Annotated in this window: 14 protein-coding genes; 2 read left to right on the top strand and 12 right to left on the bottom strand. The window is 63.6% G+C overall.

Translation table 11 applies throughout. The features are described 5' to 3' along the window. The 6 genes from EOA79_RS21165 to EOA79_RS21140 form a co-directional block, all read right to left on the bottom strand. A partial coding sequence (locus tag EOA79_RS21165; protein WP_348631865.1) for a Wzz/FepE/Etk N-terminal domain-containing protein occupies nt 1-607 on the bottom strand: 607 nt, incomplete at its 3' end. 200 nt (nt 608-807) lie between these two features. Further along, nucleotides 808-1704 (bottom strand): UTP--glucose-1-phosphate uridylyltransferase GalU, encoded by an 897-nt coding sequence (gene galU, locus EOA79_RS21160; RefSeq protein WP_095799217.1) that lies wholly within the window; start codon nt 1702-1704, stop codon nt 808-810. Between the two features lie 75 nt (nt 1705-1779). Then, on the bottom strand, nt 1780-2730 hold the full coding sequence (locus tag EOA79_RS21155) for a glycosyltransferase family 2 protein (protein ID WP_127335200.1): 951 nt from the start codon (nt 2728-2730) through the stop codon (nt 1780-1782). After that, nucleotides 2720-3664, bottom strand: coding sequence for a glycosyltransferase (locus EOA79_RS21150; RefSeq protein ID WP_095824325.1), 945 nt, complete (start codon nt 3662-3664; stop codon nt 2720-2722). Before EOA79_RS21150 ends, EOA79_RS21155 begins: the two co-directional genes overlap by 11 nt. After that, nucleotides 3664-4653 carry a glycosyltransferase family 2 protein gene (locus tag EOA79_RS21145; RefSeq protein WP_095824413.1) on the bottom strand — a complete coding sequence of 330 codons (990 nt, stop codon included), beginning with the start codon at nt 4651-4653 and terminating at the stop codon, nt 3664-3666. The genes EOA79_RS21150 and EOA79_RS21145 overlap by 1 nt, the downstream gene beginning before the upstream one ends. Nucleotides 4654-4678: 25 nt before the next feature. Next, a complete protein-coding gene (locus EOA79_RS21140) occupies nt 4679-5851 on the bottom strand; it encodes a glycosyl transferase family 1 (protein ID WP_095824326.1) in 1173 nt (390 codons plus the stop codon). 195 nt (nt 5852-6046) lie between these two features. Here EOA79_RS21140 and EOA79_RS21135 point away from each other — a divergent pair, with 195 nt between their 5' ends. Both EOA79_RS21135 and EOA79_RS21130 read left to right on the top strand, forming a co-directional pair. After that, nucleotides 6047-7543 carry a lipopolysaccharide biosynthesis protein gene (locus EOA79_RS21135; RefSeq protein WP_095824414.1) on the top strand — a complete coding sequence of 499 codons (1497 nt, stop codon included), beginning with the start codon at nt 6047-6049 and terminating at the stop codon, nt 7541-7543. An 81-nt stretch (nt 7544-7624) separates the two neighbouring features. Beyond that, nucleotides 7625-8647, top strand: coding sequence for a phosphoribosyltransferase (locus tag EOA79_RS21130; RefSeq protein ID WP_067324235.1), 1023 nt, complete (start codon nt 7625-7627; stop codon nt 8645-8647). Between the two features lie 118 nt (nt 8648-8765). On the opposite strand, the gene EOA79_RS21125 is transcribed toward EOA79_RS21130, so the two are convergent. The 6 genes from EOA79_RS21125 to EOA79_RS21100 all read right to left on the bottom strand — a co-directional run. After that, entirely contained in the window at nt 8766-9845 is a 1080-nt protein-coding gene (locus tag EOA79_RS21125; protein WP_128293246.1) for a glycosyltransferase, read from the bottom strand. 70 nt (nt 9846-9915) lie between these two features. Further along, entirely contained in the window at nt 9916-10359 is a 444-nt protein-coding gene (locus EOA79_RS21120; protein WP_095824415.1) for a hypothetical protein, read from the bottom strand. 11 nt (nt 10360-10370) lie between these two features. Beyond that, nucleotides 10371-11816 (bottom strand): GMC family oxidoreductase, encoded by a 1446-nt coding sequence (locus tag EOA79_RS21115; protein ID WP_095799211.1) that lies wholly within the window; start codon nt 11814-11816, stop codon nt 10371-10373. A gap of 105 nt (nt 11817-11921) precedes the next feature. Next, the gene (locus tag EOA79_RS21110; protein WP_095824327.1) at nt 11922-13253 is read right to left on the bottom strand and encodes a UDP-glucose/GDP-mannose dehydrogenase family protein; all 1332 of its coding nucleotides are present in this window, start codon (nt 13251-13253) and stop codon (nt 11922-11924) included. Between the two features lie 130 nt (nt 13254-13383). Then, nucleotides 13384-14256 (bottom strand): glycoside hydrolase family 16 protein, encoded by an 873-nt coding sequence (locus tag EOA79_RS21105; RefSeq protein ID WP_095824328.1) that lies wholly within the window; start codon nt 14254-14256, stop codon nt 13384-13386. A 131-nt stretch (nt 14257-14387) separates the two neighbouring features. Beyond that, nucleotides 14388-14728 (bottom strand): hypothetical protein (locus EOA79_RS21100; RefSeq protein WP_128293244.1); only part of this gene is annotated, 341 nt, incomplete at its 5' end.

The raw sequence follows: 14728 nt of genomic DNA, 5'->3' as shown, positions 1-14728 counted from the left end.
CCTTGGTGATGGCCGTGGCCAAAGCCGGATTGGTCGACTGATAGCCGATGCTGATGACATTGCTGCGGCCGTTGCGATCCGCCATCAATCCGGTTTGCAGCACGAGGACCGCGTAGTCATGGGTTGCCGCCTTCATCATGGCTTCGCGCGTTGCGGCATCGACATTCTCGATCCCGGGGATTTGGTTGGCGCCGCCGCTGCGGAAATAGCCGACGATGCCGCGCAAGAATCCGATTCCCTGGGCCAAAGCCGATTGCGGCGGGTTCATGAATTCCTGGTTCTGGTCCAGCTTCAGCTTGTCGACCACCTCCGATGCCAGCCGCGCCGAGTTGAGTATCTCGATCTGGCTGAGGATCGTCGCGTCCGTCTGCTGCGTGGCACTGACAGCCGAAATGTCGTCCACGACCTTGTTCAGGCCGTCGTCAATCAGCACGCTCGCAAGGGAGGTGTATTGCTTGGGCGTCGTCTGGAGATAAATCACACCCAGGAACAGACCGATGACGGCGCAGACCGCCACCACCTTGGCCTGCCGGGCGGCCATGCCAAGCAGACGCTCGATGTCGATGAAGTCTTCACCCTTTTCCGGTTCGGTGCTGGGCAATGGCATCCTCTTGTCGAGAGGAAAGTTGGCATAATTCATCGTCGGTCCAATTCCAGGTTGCAGGCGCTACCGGCCTTCGAAGAGTGTCGTCGTTACCAGAAAAGGCCACGCAACATTCGTGCCACGGAGCGCCCGGCCAAGAAGGCCAAGCGCTTGCGCGGCTGTCGCGCCATCGCGATTTCGCATATGCACCCAAAATTTGGGCATTATGCGGCTACTTCCCGGCGCTCGTGCGACCGGACGAATTGCTGCAGCATTTCGAAGACAGGTCCTTTCATGTCGTCGCGCGCCAGAGCAAAGGCGATGGTGGCCTCGATGAAGCCCTCCTTGGAGCCGCAGTCGAACATGCGGCCGTTGAAGGGCTGGGCATAGAAAGGCTGGCTTTCAGCCAGTCGAACCATGGCGTCGGTGAGTTGGATCTCGTTGCCGGCGCCGCGTTGCTGGGTGCCGAGCAGGGCGAAGATCTCCGGCTGCAGGATATAGCGGCCGTTGATGTAGAAGTTCGACGGCGCGTTGGCGGGGGCCGGCTTCTCGACCATGGCGGTTACTTCGAAGCCCGAGGCCACCTCGGCGCCGCGGCCGACGATGCCGTATTTGCTGGTTTCCGAAGGATCGCAGCGCTCGACGGCGATGACGTTGCCGCCGGTCCGCTGATAGAGGTCGACGGTTTCCGCCAGGCAGCCCGGCGCGCCGAAGGACACCATGTCGGGGAGCAGCAGCGCGAAGGGCTCGTTGCCGATCACGTCGCGTGCGCACCATACGGCATGGCCGAGACCGTGCGGCGACTGCTGGCGGATGAAGGAGGTGGCGCCGGCCACCGGCAGCAAGCTTTCCAGCGATTGGAGCTGCGCCTTCTTGCCAGTCTGCTCGAGGGTCCCGATCAGTTCAGGGTGCAGGTCGAAATAGTCTTCGATGACCGCCTTGTTGCGCCCGGTGACGAAGACGATGTGCTCGATGCCGGCCTCGAAGGCCTCGTCCACGGCATATTGCACGACAGGCTTGTCGACGACGGGCAGCATTTCCTTCGGCATCGACTTGGTCGCCGGCAGGAACCGCGTTCCGAGCCCCGCCACCGGTATGACTGCCTTCCTGACTTTCTGCATCGCTTATTCCTTCTGAGGATATCGCTTTTTTACCTATCGCTGGCTATGAAACCGCATTCCATGCGCCTGCATACTTCACCTCCCCGTGCCCACGGCAAACTGTGCCGCAACCCTTCTCAGCCGAGCCGCGATCGGCATCGACATATGCCGGACCGCGGCCGGATCGCTGAGCGCCGTGCGTATCGCCTTCAGCGGCGCACGCGCCTTGATGTGGTGCACCAATGACAGGAACGAGGCCGCCTTGCGCAGGCTGCGGCCGCGTCTGGCGAAAGCCGCCTTGGCGCCGTCGTCCATGAAATGCGCGGCCGCGAACGCGGCATCGGCCTCGGCCATCGCCTCGACATGATGCAACTCGAGCACGCGCGAGATCGAGCCGGTGCGGATATGGTAGACGTAGCCGACGGTCGGCTCGACCACGCAGCGGCCGCCTTTGGCCAGCGCGCTCGCCAGAAGAATGTAGTCTTCGCCGATGCGCAGCTTTTCGTCGTAGCGCAGTTGATTGTCGTCCAGGAAACGGCGCCGGAAGATCGGCTTCAGATATCCGAGGTTGAAGCGGGACTCGAAAACGATGTTGCCGGCGATATAGTCGGTCAGCGAGATTTCGCCGAGTTCTTCGAGATACCCGGTCGGGAACATCATGTCTTCGGGCGTGCCGTCCTCGCGCACGACTTGGACATTGTCGACCGCGATCTCGGCACCCGCCTTCTCCGCCCTAGCGATCATGGCCGCCAGCCTGCCGGGCAGGACGGCATCGTCGGAATCGAGCACGGCGACCCAGCGGCCGCGGGCCAGATCGAGCCCGGCATTCCTGGTGCCGCCAGGACCGCGGTTGGCGGGAAGCGCGACCACCGTGACGATGTCCTGAGGATAAGCGCGCGCGACATCGCGCGTGCGGTCGTTCGACCGGTCGTCGACGACGATGACTTCGATCGCGACATCGCGCTGGGCCATCGCGCTGGCGATCGCCCGGTCGAGAGTTGCCTCGGCGTTGTAAGCGGCGATGACGAAGCTGACGTCAGGCTGCACGCTTTTCCCCTTCCTGCTGAGTGATGCCGTACTGGCGGATTTCGCGGACTCCGACCAAACCGCTGACGACGCCGAGATGCATAATGCCGCGCAGCATGCTGCGGTTCCGTCGCACCGGGCTGACTGCGGCCAAAAGCGCCATACCGAAGCAGTAGCCCGCCTTCGCCGAGGCGAGACCGATCTGGCAGACGCGGCGCAGGCCGCCGATGTTGCGCCCGATGAGATGGCCGTGCGTCTGCCCGAAGCGGAAGCGGCGGCGGCGCAGCCAGTCGAAGGCGGCCCTCGAGCTCGGCACCACCTCGTCGACGAAGGCCTGGGAGGCAAAGGCGATGCGCCCGCCGGACTTGACCACTGAATCGAAGAATTCGGTGTCCTCGCCGCCGGTCTGGCCACGCGCCAGGCTGAAGCGCCGGTTGCGCAGGCTTTCCTCGGTCATCCTGAGCAGGACGTTGCAGGTGTAGCCGGTGCGGATCTCGCCGCGCACCCAGACGGGCAAGGTCGAGTGGAAATCGCCTTTGCGCATCCAGTCCGGCGCGTCCTGGCGATATGTCGCGCGGACCGGCCCGAGCACGGCCGTCGCGCCCGTCGCCTCCGCGGTCGCCACGAGTTCGACGAGCCAGCCCGGCGAAGCCGTCTCGTCGTCGTCGATGAAGGCGACGAGGTCCGAGACGCTGGCATCGAGGCAGGCGTTGCGAGCGATCGAGATGTTGCGCGCCGGCGCGTGGCGATAGCGGATCGGCAGCTTCAGTTCCTGCGCCAGCGCCTTCACCAGCGGCTGCGCACTCGGCTCGTCGTCATTGTCGGCGACGACGATGCCGATCTCGAAACCGGCGGGGTTCTCCAGCGCGGCGATGGAGCGCAGCGTGTCAGCAAGCTCCGGCCTGCGGAAAGTGCAGATGCAGATGTCGATGCTGCCGCTCCTCTTCGCAGCCATCACGCCGCCTCGCGCGACGGCTGCGGGCCGAAGAGTTGCAGCCAGAAGCCCATGGACCAGCCCAGATGCATGACCATCACCGACACGCCGGCCAGCGCTATGGCGGGATTCCGCTGGCTGATCGCGGTCCGGACGCCGTAACCGAGGCAGACACCCGCCCACACCAGAAACGGCACGGCCGCCAGAACAAAGATCGGAGACAAGAGCGCCATCAGGACCACCGGAAACACCAGCAGCGGGATCATCTGCCGCAGCTTCGGCATCATGCGATGCTTGAGCACGTTCCTGGCGCGGCCGCGGCCATAGCCGAGATATTGGAAAAACAGGCTCTTCAAGGTGGAGCGCGGATAATAAACCATCTGCGTCTTGCCGCTCATCCAGATGCGGTAGCCGGCCAGACGGAGGCGGTGATCGAGCTCGGCGTCCTCGTTATGGCTGAAGCTCTCGTCATAGCCGCCGACCGCGCGGAACGCGGCAATGCGCATCAGCGCATGGTGGCCGTGGTCGACCCACTCGCCGGCCGACATGTGGCGGTGCTTGGAGCCGCCGGTGCCGAGCCTGGAATTCTGCGCCGCCGCCACGGCCTTCTGTACCGCGCCCGTGCCGCTGGTCAGCATCGAAACGACGACCGAATCGGCACCCGTAGCTTGCGCTTCCTCGACCAGCCTGTCGCAATAATCGGCGGGATATCCGCCATGCGCATCGATGCGGATGAGATAGTCGGCGTCGTCGCCGAAGGTCGCCACCGCAAGGTTGATCGCCGCGCTCTGGATGCGCTTCGGATTGGCGATCAGGATGACGCGTGGATCCTCCGCAGCGAGTTCTTCGACGATGCCTTGTGTGCCATCGGTGCTGCCGCCGTCGGCCACGACGATGCGCGCGCCGAGCCGCGCCGCGGCCGGCCGCAGCCGCTGGAGCAGCCCGCCGATATGAGCGGCCTCGTTGAGGCACGGGATGACGATCAGGCTCGATGCCGTCGTGCGCGTCATCGGGTTTTGTCCATTCTTAGCCATCCTATGCCAGCGCCTCGGTCGCAAAGCTCCCGCGACCGGCGGTCAGGCCGCGCAGCTTGTCGACGAAAGCCAGGCAATCGCTGCGGTCGTAGCTCCAGGTCCGCGGATTGCGTGCCAGCACCCGCGACTTCAGCTTGCCGTAGTGTTCCTGACCCATTCGGCCGAGCGCGGTGTCGAGTCCTTCGGACGTGGCCTCGGACAGAAGCACACCGATGTCCTGCTGCTTCAGGAACCGGCCGGTTTCGGTGCTCGCCATCGAGATCGGCACGGCGCCGAAGCGGCAGCCTTCGTAGAGCCGGTTGGGAAGCAGCCATTCGGAATTCTGGCCCTGCTCGAAGAAATCGATCGCCCAGGAGAAATGCACCTCGCGGTAGATCGCCGCCATGTCCTCCGGATTACGATAGGGACCGCCGAAGGAAAGCCAGGGCTCGGCTTCGACAAAGGCATGAAAATCCGGGAATTCGGAGAGCGCGGGACGGCCCCTGAGCACCGCTTCGAAGCGTCCGTCTTGCCGGCGGGTGAACTCGGCCAGGAGCTCCAGCGAGCGCCGGCAGCGCAGCGCGCCGAACCAGCCGATGCGCCAAGGCGGCGCTACCGGGCTGTCGTCCTCGCGACGATGATCCGCCGGCACGGGCATGGTGTCGAAATATTTGTTCTCGATCAGCTCGACCGGCGCCGCGATTTGCCCGAACGGCTTGAAATAATTGGCGACGAAGGCGGGAGAGCTGGTCACCAGAAGCTTGACGTCGCGGGCCAGATGGCGTTCGGCGCCGCGCAACGTCTTGCCGATCAGGTCGTTGCGCAACACCAGCCGATGGATGTCGAGGCACTCGTAGACGATCGGCACGCTGGCGCCGAAAGCGCGCCTGGCGCGGCTGGCAAGCGCCAGCATCTCGAGATTGCGCGCGATGATCAGGTCGGGTCGCGCCAGGCCCGCGAATTTGGTTCCGATCGACATGGCGGCCTTGGCAACTGCGCCGATGCGCTGGGCGAATCGGCCATCGCGCGTCGGTCCGAGGTCGACGGGCTTGATGCCTTCGATCTCGGCGATCGGATTGGAGGTGCGACGGAAGCCCGCCAGGGTTATCCCGGCGCCGCCTGCCCTGAGCATTTTTATCCTCCGGCGCACCGCCGGGTCGGATATGTCATGCACGAGGTACAAGACATGCAGCATGAAACTCGACCGCTTTTGGGCCCGCCACCCAAGAGGGGATGCTAGTACAGCTTTTGCTGCATCGCAACATTTTTGGTGCAGCGTAGCAATCGGCGCACATTTTTTGTTGCGCTGCAAAAACCTCTTGCGGTAGTTTGTGCATGGCGGCGGGCGCCGGTCGCGATGATGACTGGCGCAAAATCAGGAATCCAGAATTTGGAAACCAGTGCATTCGATCCGCCCGAGGGCTCCCTGCGCAGATCGGTCGGGCGCGGCGCCGTCGTCACCGCGATGGCGCAGGGCGTGCGGGTCGCCACCCAAATCGTGTCGGTCATCGTGCTGTCGCGGCTTTTGTCGCCGCAGGATTTCGGCGTCGTGGCGATGTGCGCGCCGGTGCTCGCCTTCATCGCGCTGTTCCAGGATTTCGGCCTGACCCAGGCGACGATCCAGAAAACCGGCATCCGGCACGAGGAGGTCAACTACCTCTTCTGGATCAACACGGCGGTGAGCGCGATCCTGGCCTGCGTGCTTGCTGCGGCGGCTCCCCTGGTGGCCGCCTTCTACGGCGAGCCGCGCGTCACGGGGCTGGTTGCCGCCTTCGGCCTGCAGATCATGGCCTATGGTCTCGGCGCCCAGCATCTGGCGTTGCTGACGCGCCGCATGGAATTCAGCCGGCTCGCCGTCATCGACGTCGCCAGCGCCGTTACGGGCCTTGTGGTCTCGATCGCCTGGACCTTCATCGACCGCTCCTATTGGGCGCTTTTTGCCGGCACGCTGACCGGCGCCGTGTTGCCGACGCTTTGCTACTGGGTGTCATCGCGCTGGCGTCCGGGGCTGCCGCGCAAGGTCGAAGGCATCAGCCAGCTGATCAATTTCGGCGCCGGCATCACCGGCTTCAACTTCGCCAATTTCTTTGCCCGAAATCTCGACAATGTGCTGATCGGCAAATATTGGGGCGAGGCGCAGCTCGGCCTCTACGATCGCGCCTACAAGCTGCTGCTCTTCCCGCTCAGCCAGATCACCAACCCGCTGTCGAAGGTGATGGTGCCGGCACTTTCGCGGCTGAAGGACGAGCCGGACCGTTATCGCAGCGCGTATCTGCGCGTCATGCCGCTGATCCTCCTGGTGGCGTTGCCGGGCGTGGCCTTCGCCACCGCCATGTCGGATACGCTCATTCCGTTCGTGCTCGGCCCGCAATGGCGGGAGAGTGCCAACATTTTCCTCGCGCTGGGCTTCGCCGGCCTGCTGCAGCCGCTGAACAATCCGGCCGGATGGCTGTTCGTCAGCCAGGGCCGTTCGGGCGATTTCATGCGCTGGGGCATCATCACCGCCGTCACCTCGGTGCTGGCCTTCGCCATCGGCCTGCCTTATGGCGCGCTCGGCGTCGCGGTCGCCTATGCGGTCAGCGAATATCTGCGGACGCCTTTCCTCTGGCTCTATGTCGGCAAGGCCGGGCCGCTGCAGGCGAGCCATGTGCTGCACGCAGCCGCCCCCTTCGTGCTCGGCGCGCATCTGGCGCTGGCCCTGGTCTGGGTCGCCAAGCCGATGCTGCCGGCGCAGCCCATCATCGCTCTCGCAGGCGGCGCGGTGCTGTCCTATGTCGTCACCATCATCGTCGCGCTCGCCTTCGGCGCCGGCCGCGAGGCGCTTCGGGAGGCCCTGCGGCTGATCCCGGCGCGCGGGTTTTCGCCCGCGCCCAGCGAGGCGAAATGACCTTGCCGGCGCAAACCGCCAGGCATTCCGGCCGCCGCCGGACAGCCCAAAACTGCTGATTCTTGAGGGTTAGGCAACAGCATGAATTACCGATCGATCTCAGACATGAACGACGCGATCGCGCGGAACCTGCACCGGCTGCCGCGCGACATCGACCTGGTGGTTGGCGTGCCGCGAAGCGGCATCCTCGCCGCGACGCTGGTCAGCCTGACGGCGAATATCCCGATGACCGATCTCGACAGCTTTCTCGCCGGCAAGATCTACACCTCGGGGATCACCAAGCGGCGTGCGGCGCTCGATCGGCAGCATTCCGAAATGCGCAAGATCCTGGTGATCGACGACAGCGTCAGCGGCGGCAACGCCATGCGCGATGCGCGCAGCAAAATCGCGGCTGCCGGCATCCCGGGCGATTTCGTCTACGCGGCCGTGTTCGGCCTGCTTTCGCAGCACAAGGAAACCGATATCGTCTTCGAGGTCGTGCCGCATCCCAGGATGTTCCAGTGGAACTTCATGCATCACGTCTTCCTCGAGCAATGCTGCGTCGACATAGACGGCGTGCTTTGCCTCGATCCGACCGCGGACGAGAATGACGACGGGCCGGCCTACGAAAAATTCCTCACCGAGGCGCGGCCGCTTCTCGGGCCGACGCGCAAGATCGGCTGGCTGGTGACCAGCCGGCTGGAAAAGTATCGCAAGCTGACTGAAGCCTGGCTGGCCAAGCACGAGATCAAATATGACCATCTCGTCATGCTCGACCTGCCGAGCAAGGCCGAGCGGCAGCGGCTTGGCGCGCATGGCAGCTTCAAGGCCGAGTTCTATCGCAAGTCGGACGCCATCCTGTTCATCGAGAGCGAGCACGAGCAGGCGCTCAAGATCGCCAAGCTATCGGGCAAGCCGGTGCTGTGCGTCGAAACCAACATCGTGAGCTTTCCCGACGCGTTTTCCTTGCCGGCGCTGGAGCAGGCGGCCCGCAACCTGCCGGCACGGCTCAGGCAGATCAATTCGCCCGAGGGGCGCAAGAAGGTCATCAAGACCGCCGCGCGCGCCCTGCTCGGCGAACGCGCCTATGAAATGCTGAAGAGCCGGGTCAAAAGACCAGCGTAAGCAAAACCTAACGCGGATTTAAGGTGCCTCGCGCCGAATCGCATTCAGTCGACGTTTGGGTCGTCGTTTTGATGCCTGTCGCGCCCCAGAACCGCTGCAGATTTCTGGGCGACATGCATTAAGCAGCGCGCCGGGCGCGCTGCCTGGCAGCCCTGTCCAGCAAGGCGAAGAAGGTGGCGAACTGGCGCTCGGGATCGAGTTCCGGGCGCTGCGAGAACGTGAGCGCGGCTTCCGAGACTCGCTCATATTCCTCGCGATCGTTCCACAGCCGCCTGAGCGCCGTGACCCAGTCCTCGAGCGGCGCGTCATAGTCCAGCACGACGCCGCCGGAGCCGATCGCTTCGGGCAGTCCGCCGCGCCGCGAGCCGACGACGGGAATACCGCTGCAATGGGCCTCCGAGGCAACGCGACCCCACGCCTCTTCCCATTTGCTCGGCGCCAGCAGGATCCTGGTGCGGCCGTAGAGAGTCTTCATGTCGTCGGTGCGGTTTTCGAGCTTGATATTGGAGAACGGCGCGATCGTTTCCGCGATGCGGGCGCGGTGATCGTCATCCAGCTTCCAGCTCTCGTCGAACAGGAAAGGGATCTCCCTGCAGGCGGCCGCGATCCGCACCGCCAGCTCGAAACCCTTTTCCTCGTAGGGATTGATAAAGGTGACGTACTCGCCCGTCGTCGGCGTGCTGTAAGAGGCCGGATTGATCGTCGGCGGGATTACCGTGGAATCGATGCCAAACTCGCGCTTGTAAGTGCGCGCCGTGAACTCGGAATTGGCGATGTAAGACGCCGAGTTCAGCTCGCGCAGATCGCCCCCGAGTTCATGGAATTCAACATTCCTGAGATAGACCACCAGCGGCACGCCCTCGGCCTCCAGCGCCTTGCCGAGCGGAACCGATTTGTGACACTGCACCACCGCTACGTCCGGCTGCAGCTTCTTTACGGCAAAGGCGGCCGCTTCCCAGGGGAACCAGGCGCGCACCACCGGATAGCCGGGGAAATTGTCGATGACGGCGCGCTGACCGAGGAGCTTCATCTTGGCGCGCGCCTTGTATCCGAACATGCCCTGGCCGAACAAGGCCGCAAGCACCGATGCCTCATGACCGTGTTCGATCAATTGCTCCGCCAGATGATGGGTGCTCGACTGGACGCCGCCGCTGAATTGCGGCGGATAGCCGTTTCCGCCTGCGAAGAGAACTTTCATGGTTCGGCTCCTTGTCACATTTTCTTGGCCAGTTTTCCTGGCTTGCCGGCAAACATGCCGGCGGGCAGTGTCAGGCAGTCTGCTGCTCGAGATTGGCGAACGGATTGGTGCATGGATGCCAGCCGGTGAAGCGGATCGGATCATTGGGCGAGCTGCGCCAGGCATAATCGGTCAGCATGTGGAACTCGGCGATGACCCAGCGCTCGAAATTGCCGACATCCTGCTGCTTGCGCCTGGGCAGCAATTCGCGCGCCCTGTCGAGCCTCACGGTCTCCAAAAGCGTCACCGCGTCCGCCAGCTTTTCGCTCGGGAATATCCACGGGTTGCGGTTGCGGAATTCGAGCACGAATTGCTGCAGGTGCTCGATGCGCATGTTGAGCGGGCCGAAGTATTTCTCGAGCGTGAGGCGGACCAGATCCTCATCCGAGAAGGACGATACGGCCGCAGCGGCGATGCCGGTCGAAGCAATGCCGCCGGCAACAACGGCCAATGCGGTGCGTCGCGTGATCTTCATCGACCCCTCCTTCATGCCAGCCGGCTCGCCGCCCGCAGCGAAAGCGCCGCGGCGGTCAGGCTTGGGTTGGCGCAGGAACAGCTCGGATAGGTGCTGGTGCCGACGACGACGAGGTTCCGGAGCTGGTGGTGGATCATGTCGCGGTCGACCACCGAGTCGGCGGGGCCGGTGCCCATCCGCAAGGTGCCCTGCACATGCGATTCGGTCGGCCTTATGCCGCGATCGAATATCTGCTCGACCGGAAGAGGGTTGAGCAGCGCCGGCAGCCTCTCGAGCGCCTTGGCCATGCCCTTGGTTGCATAGTCGGAGGCTCCCTTGAAGCTGACGAAAGCGTTCTCGTTCTTGTCGAGGATCACCCGGTTTTCCGGGTCGAGCAGGTTTTCGGTGACAATGACCAGCGGCAGCGCCTGCCGCAGCCGCCCCTTCTCGGCTCGCATGCCGTGCTGCCAGCGGTTCTCGAAATAGACCAGCGCCGCCGCGTGCTCGGCGCGATGCGGGCCGTCATAGAGGCCGAAATTCAAGCCGGTGGTGATGGTGCTGCCGTCGAAATTGTCGACGCCGTCGAGATAGACCTCGTAGTTCCAGCCATAGGATTCGTGCAGGCCGAGCCCGACGAATTCGCCGCCGAGCCCCGAGCGCAACATGATTGCAGGGCTCTGGATGGCGTTGGCGCCAAGGATGACGAGTTCGCCGCTGACCGAATATTCCTTGCCGTCGCGCAGGAAGGCAACCGAACGCACCGAGCCGGCTGAATGGTCGAGCCGCCGCACTTCGGCGCCCAAGCAAACCGACACGTCCGCGTGCTGGAAGACGTGCATCAAACCATTGTTGGCGGTGAACTTGGCGTCGGCCGGGCACAGCCAGCATCTGAGGTTGGCGCAGCATGAGTTGCGCTGCGCCGTCGCGACGCGGGCGCGGGCGGTCGGCATGACGAAATGCTGCTCCGGCTGCGCCGCCTTCATCATCCGGTCCGGCGTCGACATGCGGTGCGGCGGCTGCGGAAACGGTCGCGAACGCGGCAGCATCCGGGCCATGTCGGGGTCGCCGGAGATCGACATGACCTCCTCGGCGTCGCAGTAGAACGGCTCCAGCTCGTCATAGCTGATCGGCCAGTCGTTGCCGACGCCGTATGTGCTCTTCAGCCTGAAGTCGTTGGGATGGAAACGCGGCGTCTGCGCGAACCAGCAGTTGGTGCCACCGCCGAGGCCGATCGTGTAGTTCCACGGCTTGTCGGCATTGTCGGTCTTATAAGTGCTCTCGTCGTCTATGTCGGTGTTGGCGTTCTGGTCAAGCTGCCATTCATGCGTGTTGTGGCGGCCCCATTCCAGCACCAGGACCCGGGCTTTGCGCCGCTTCAGGAACTCATGCAGGAAAAAGGCTGAACCAAACCCGGAACCGATGACGACGAGGTCGAAATGCTCGTTGGCGATCTGTTCGGGCTGAACGTCCATCACCATCAGATCGAATCTCCCGAAACGCGCACGATCATTCGGCACCCCATCATTGTCGGTCCCACTGTCGTTCGCCGGAGCCATGCGGCGGGAAGGTGGCGGCGAACACTGTCATGCCGCCATCCTGCCGATCGAGTGGTATTCGATGCCGTAGCGGGCGATGACCCTCGGGTCGTAGAGGTTGCGGCCGTCGAAGATGACCGGTGTCGACAGCGCGTCCTTGAGCGCGTCGAAGGAGGGAGCCCTGAAGCTCTTCCATTCGGTGCAGATGAGAAGCGCGTCGGCGCCGCGCAGGGCCGCTTCCTTGGTGCCGCACAAGAGAAGGTCCTCGCGCTGGCCGTAGATGGCCTGGCACTCCTGCATGGCCTCCGGATCGTAAGCCTGCACCTTGGCGCCGGCGGCCCAAAGCGCCTCCATCAGCGTGCGCGACGGAGCCTCGCGCATGTCGTCGGTGTTCGGCTTGAAGGCCAGGCCCCACAGCGCAAACGTCTTGCCCTTGAGGGCGCCCTGGAAATAGCGGTTGACCTTGTCGAACAGCACCGATTTCTGCGCGTTATTGCGCTCTTCGACGGCGCGCAGCAGCTTGGCGTCGAACTTGACGCCCTCGGCGGTCTTGATCAGCGCGCGTACATCCTTGGGGAAGCAGGAGCCGCCATAGCCCAGGCCGGGATAGATGAAATGGTAGCCGATGCGCGGATCGCTGCCGATGCCCTTGCGCACCTCCTCTATGTCGGCGCCCAATTGCTCGGCGAGGTTCGCCATCTCGTTCATGAAGCTGATCTTGGTCGCCAGCATGCAGTTGGCCGCATACTTTGTGAACTCGGCGCTGCGGACATCCATCACGATCATCTTCTCGTGGTTGCGATTGAACGGCGCGTAAAGCTCGCGCATCACCGCCTCGGTGGCCTCGCTCGACGTCCCGACGATGATGCGGTCCGGCTTCATGCAGTCGGCGACCGCCGAGCCTTCCTTGAGGAATTCCGGATTCGAAGCCACGTCGAAGGTCAGGTCCTCGCGGCCGCGCGCCTTCAGCGTCTGGGCGACCCTTTCCTTGATCTTCTCGCAGGTGCCGACCGGCACGGTGGACTTGCCGACGACAATCTTGGGCGCGTCCATCTCGCGGCCGATGGCCTCGGCGACGGCAAGCACGTACTTCAGGTCGGCCGAGCCATCCTCGCCAGGGGGCGTGCCGACCGCGATCATCTGGATCTGGCCATGCTTGACCGCCGCGGCCGCGTCGGTCGTGAAGCGGATGCGGCCGGCGGCGTGGTTCTCCTTGACGAGAGCTTCCAGTCCTGGCTCGAAAATCGGGATGAAACCCTGGTTGAGCCGCTCCACCTTCGCTTCGTCGATGTCGACGCACACCACCTCGTGCCCGACTTCCGCAAGCACCGCGGCCTGGACGAGACCGACATAGCCAATTCCAAACACCGTCAAATTCATTTGGTTCTATTCCTGTTTAAGGCCGGGCCGCAAAACGGCCCGGCCAGTTAAGATGTCCCCCAGGCCCATGAGGCCTAGATATTCGGCATGATCCGCATCCCAAAACCAGTTCCTACTTTGGGGGACATGCCTAGTTGCTGTTGGTTATGGTGCATGCCAGCGACTCCGGGAACTGGCACGGCTGGCCGAGCGCTGTGAAAGCGATGCGCTTGACCTGCATGGTCACCTTGCGGCCGGGATCGGCAAAGGCGCCCATCCAGTTGGTCAGCTTGTCGCTGCCCCACAAGCTGAAGAATATTTTTTGCGGATTGGTCGGCAATTCGTCCGGGTTGGTCACCTCGTTGACCAGCTTGCCGTTGACATACCAGCGCAGCCGGTCCTTCTCCCAGACGAACCCATAGTCGTTGAAGCCCTTATCGGCGCCGCCTTCGACGTCGACCAGCTTGCCGTTCTTCGGCTTGCCTTGGATGTAGCTGTTCACCTGGACTTTGGTCGGGTCCTTGGTGAGGACCTCGAAGTCGATCTCGTCCCAGGGCTTTTTGTCCTGCGGTCCGATATAGGTGAAAAAGGCGGCATTGAGGCCGGATCCGGTATCGGTCTTCATCCGCGCCTCATAGACGCCGTAGCCATAGCGCTGCTTGGTCTGGACCTCGGCGCAGGCGAAGTCGCGATCCTTCAGCTTGCGCTTTTCGAAGCTCAGCGACAGCACGCCGTCCGAAAGCCGGACAAGGTCCTTCGACCATGTGCAGTTCTGATGATTGCCGTTGCTCCAGCCGTCGGAGACGAACCAGCGCGAACGGTCGAAATTCGAAAAATTGTCGACGAAGGACGGCGCGCTCTGCATCTCCTCGGCATGCACCGAATGGGGTGGTGCCACAATGGCGGCCGCGGCCGCAACCAGCGCGCCGGCGAGCCAGAGCTTAAGCGTCTTCGACCTATTCGAATTCGCGCGCGGCATGCTGCAAGCAGCCGCGGTGGAGGTGTCGTTCGGATATGCGTTCATGACAAACTTACCTTTGTGCTGTCCGCCCCAACCCAAAGTCATTCCTGGCCCGCCTCCAGAGAGCCGCTTCTGATCCTCCCCCCTCTTACTCCTCTAATGTTTTGCAGCTATGACCGCGCCTGGAAGCGCTGTCAGCCTCTGCCCGCAGACCTTGCCTGTGCGGCCCGCGAACCGGGTTGCCCGACACCATCTTCGACAATCGCGTCGAGCGAATGACGCAGTTCCTTCATCAGACCTTTCTGACGCGTGAGTTCGGCGATGCGCCGCTCGTAATTCAGGATCGCGCCGGTCATCGTGTTGACATCCGACGACTTGTCTGTCGACGCGGAGCCGTTCTCCATTGCCTCGACCAGGAAAGCGGCGTTGGTTGCCGTCGACCGATAGCGGTTCTCCAGCCCGGTCTTTTCCGCTTCGATCTCGGCGGAGATCTGGTCGAACAGCTTCGCCAGACGGTCGAGCCGCTGGAGATCGG

Origin of the sequence: Mesorhizobium sp. M1A.F.Ca.IN.020.03.2.1, assembly GCF_004023205.1 — a bacterium.
Lineage (GTDB): Bacteria > Pseudomonadota > Alphaproteobacteria > Rhizobiales > Rhizobiaceae > Mesorhizobium.
The sequence above is the reverse complement of the archived record's forward strand: the minus strand, read 5'-3'. Positions and strand labels throughout refer to the sequence as shown.

What these genes read in the sequence shown, in the direction of transcription:
- EOA79_RS21150 (WP_095824325.1), bottom strand. Translation starts at nt 3,664, where the DNA reads ATGGCTGCGAAGAGGAGCGGCAGCATCGACATCTGCATCTGCACTTTC.
- galU (WP_095799217.1), bottom strand. Translation starts at nt 1,704, where the DNA reads ATGCAGAAAGTCAGGAAGGCAGTCATACCGGTGGCGGGGCTCGGAACG.
- EOA79_RS21130 (WP_067324235.1), top strand. Translation starts at nt 7,625, where the DNA reads ATGAATTACCGATCGATCTCAGACATGAACGACGCGATCGCGCGGAAC.
- EOA79_RS21110 (WP_095824327.1), bottom strand. Translation starts at nt 13,253, where the DNA reads ATGAATTTGACGGTGTTTGGAATTGGCTATGTCGGTCTCGTCCAGGCC.
- EOA79_RS21140 (WP_095824326.1), bottom strand. Translation starts at nt 5,851, where the DNA reads ATGCTGCATGTCTTGTACCTCGTGCATGACATATCCGACCCGGCGGTG.
- EOA79_RS21145 (WP_095824413.1), bottom strand. Translation starts at nt 4,653, where the DNA reads ATGACGCGCACGACGGCATCGAGCCTGATCGTCATCCCGTGCCTCAAC.
- EOA79_RS21125 (WP_128293246.1), bottom strand. Translation starts at nt 9,845, where the DNA reads ATGAAAGTTCTCTTCGCAGGCGGAAACGGCTATCCGCCGCAATTCAGC.
- EOA79_RS21115 (WP_095799211.1), bottom strand. Translation starts at nt 11,816, where the DNA reads ATGGTGATGGACGTTCAGCCCGAACAGATCGCCAACGAGCATTTCGAC.
- EOA79_RS21120 (WP_095824415.1), bottom strand. Translation starts at nt 10,359, where the DNA reads ATGAAGATCACGCGACGCACCGCATTGGCCGTTGTTGCCGGCGGCATT.
- EOA79_RS21105 (WP_095824328.1), bottom strand. Translation starts at nt 14,256, where the DNA reads ATGAACGCATATCCGAACGACACCTCCACCGCGGCTGCTTGCAGCATG.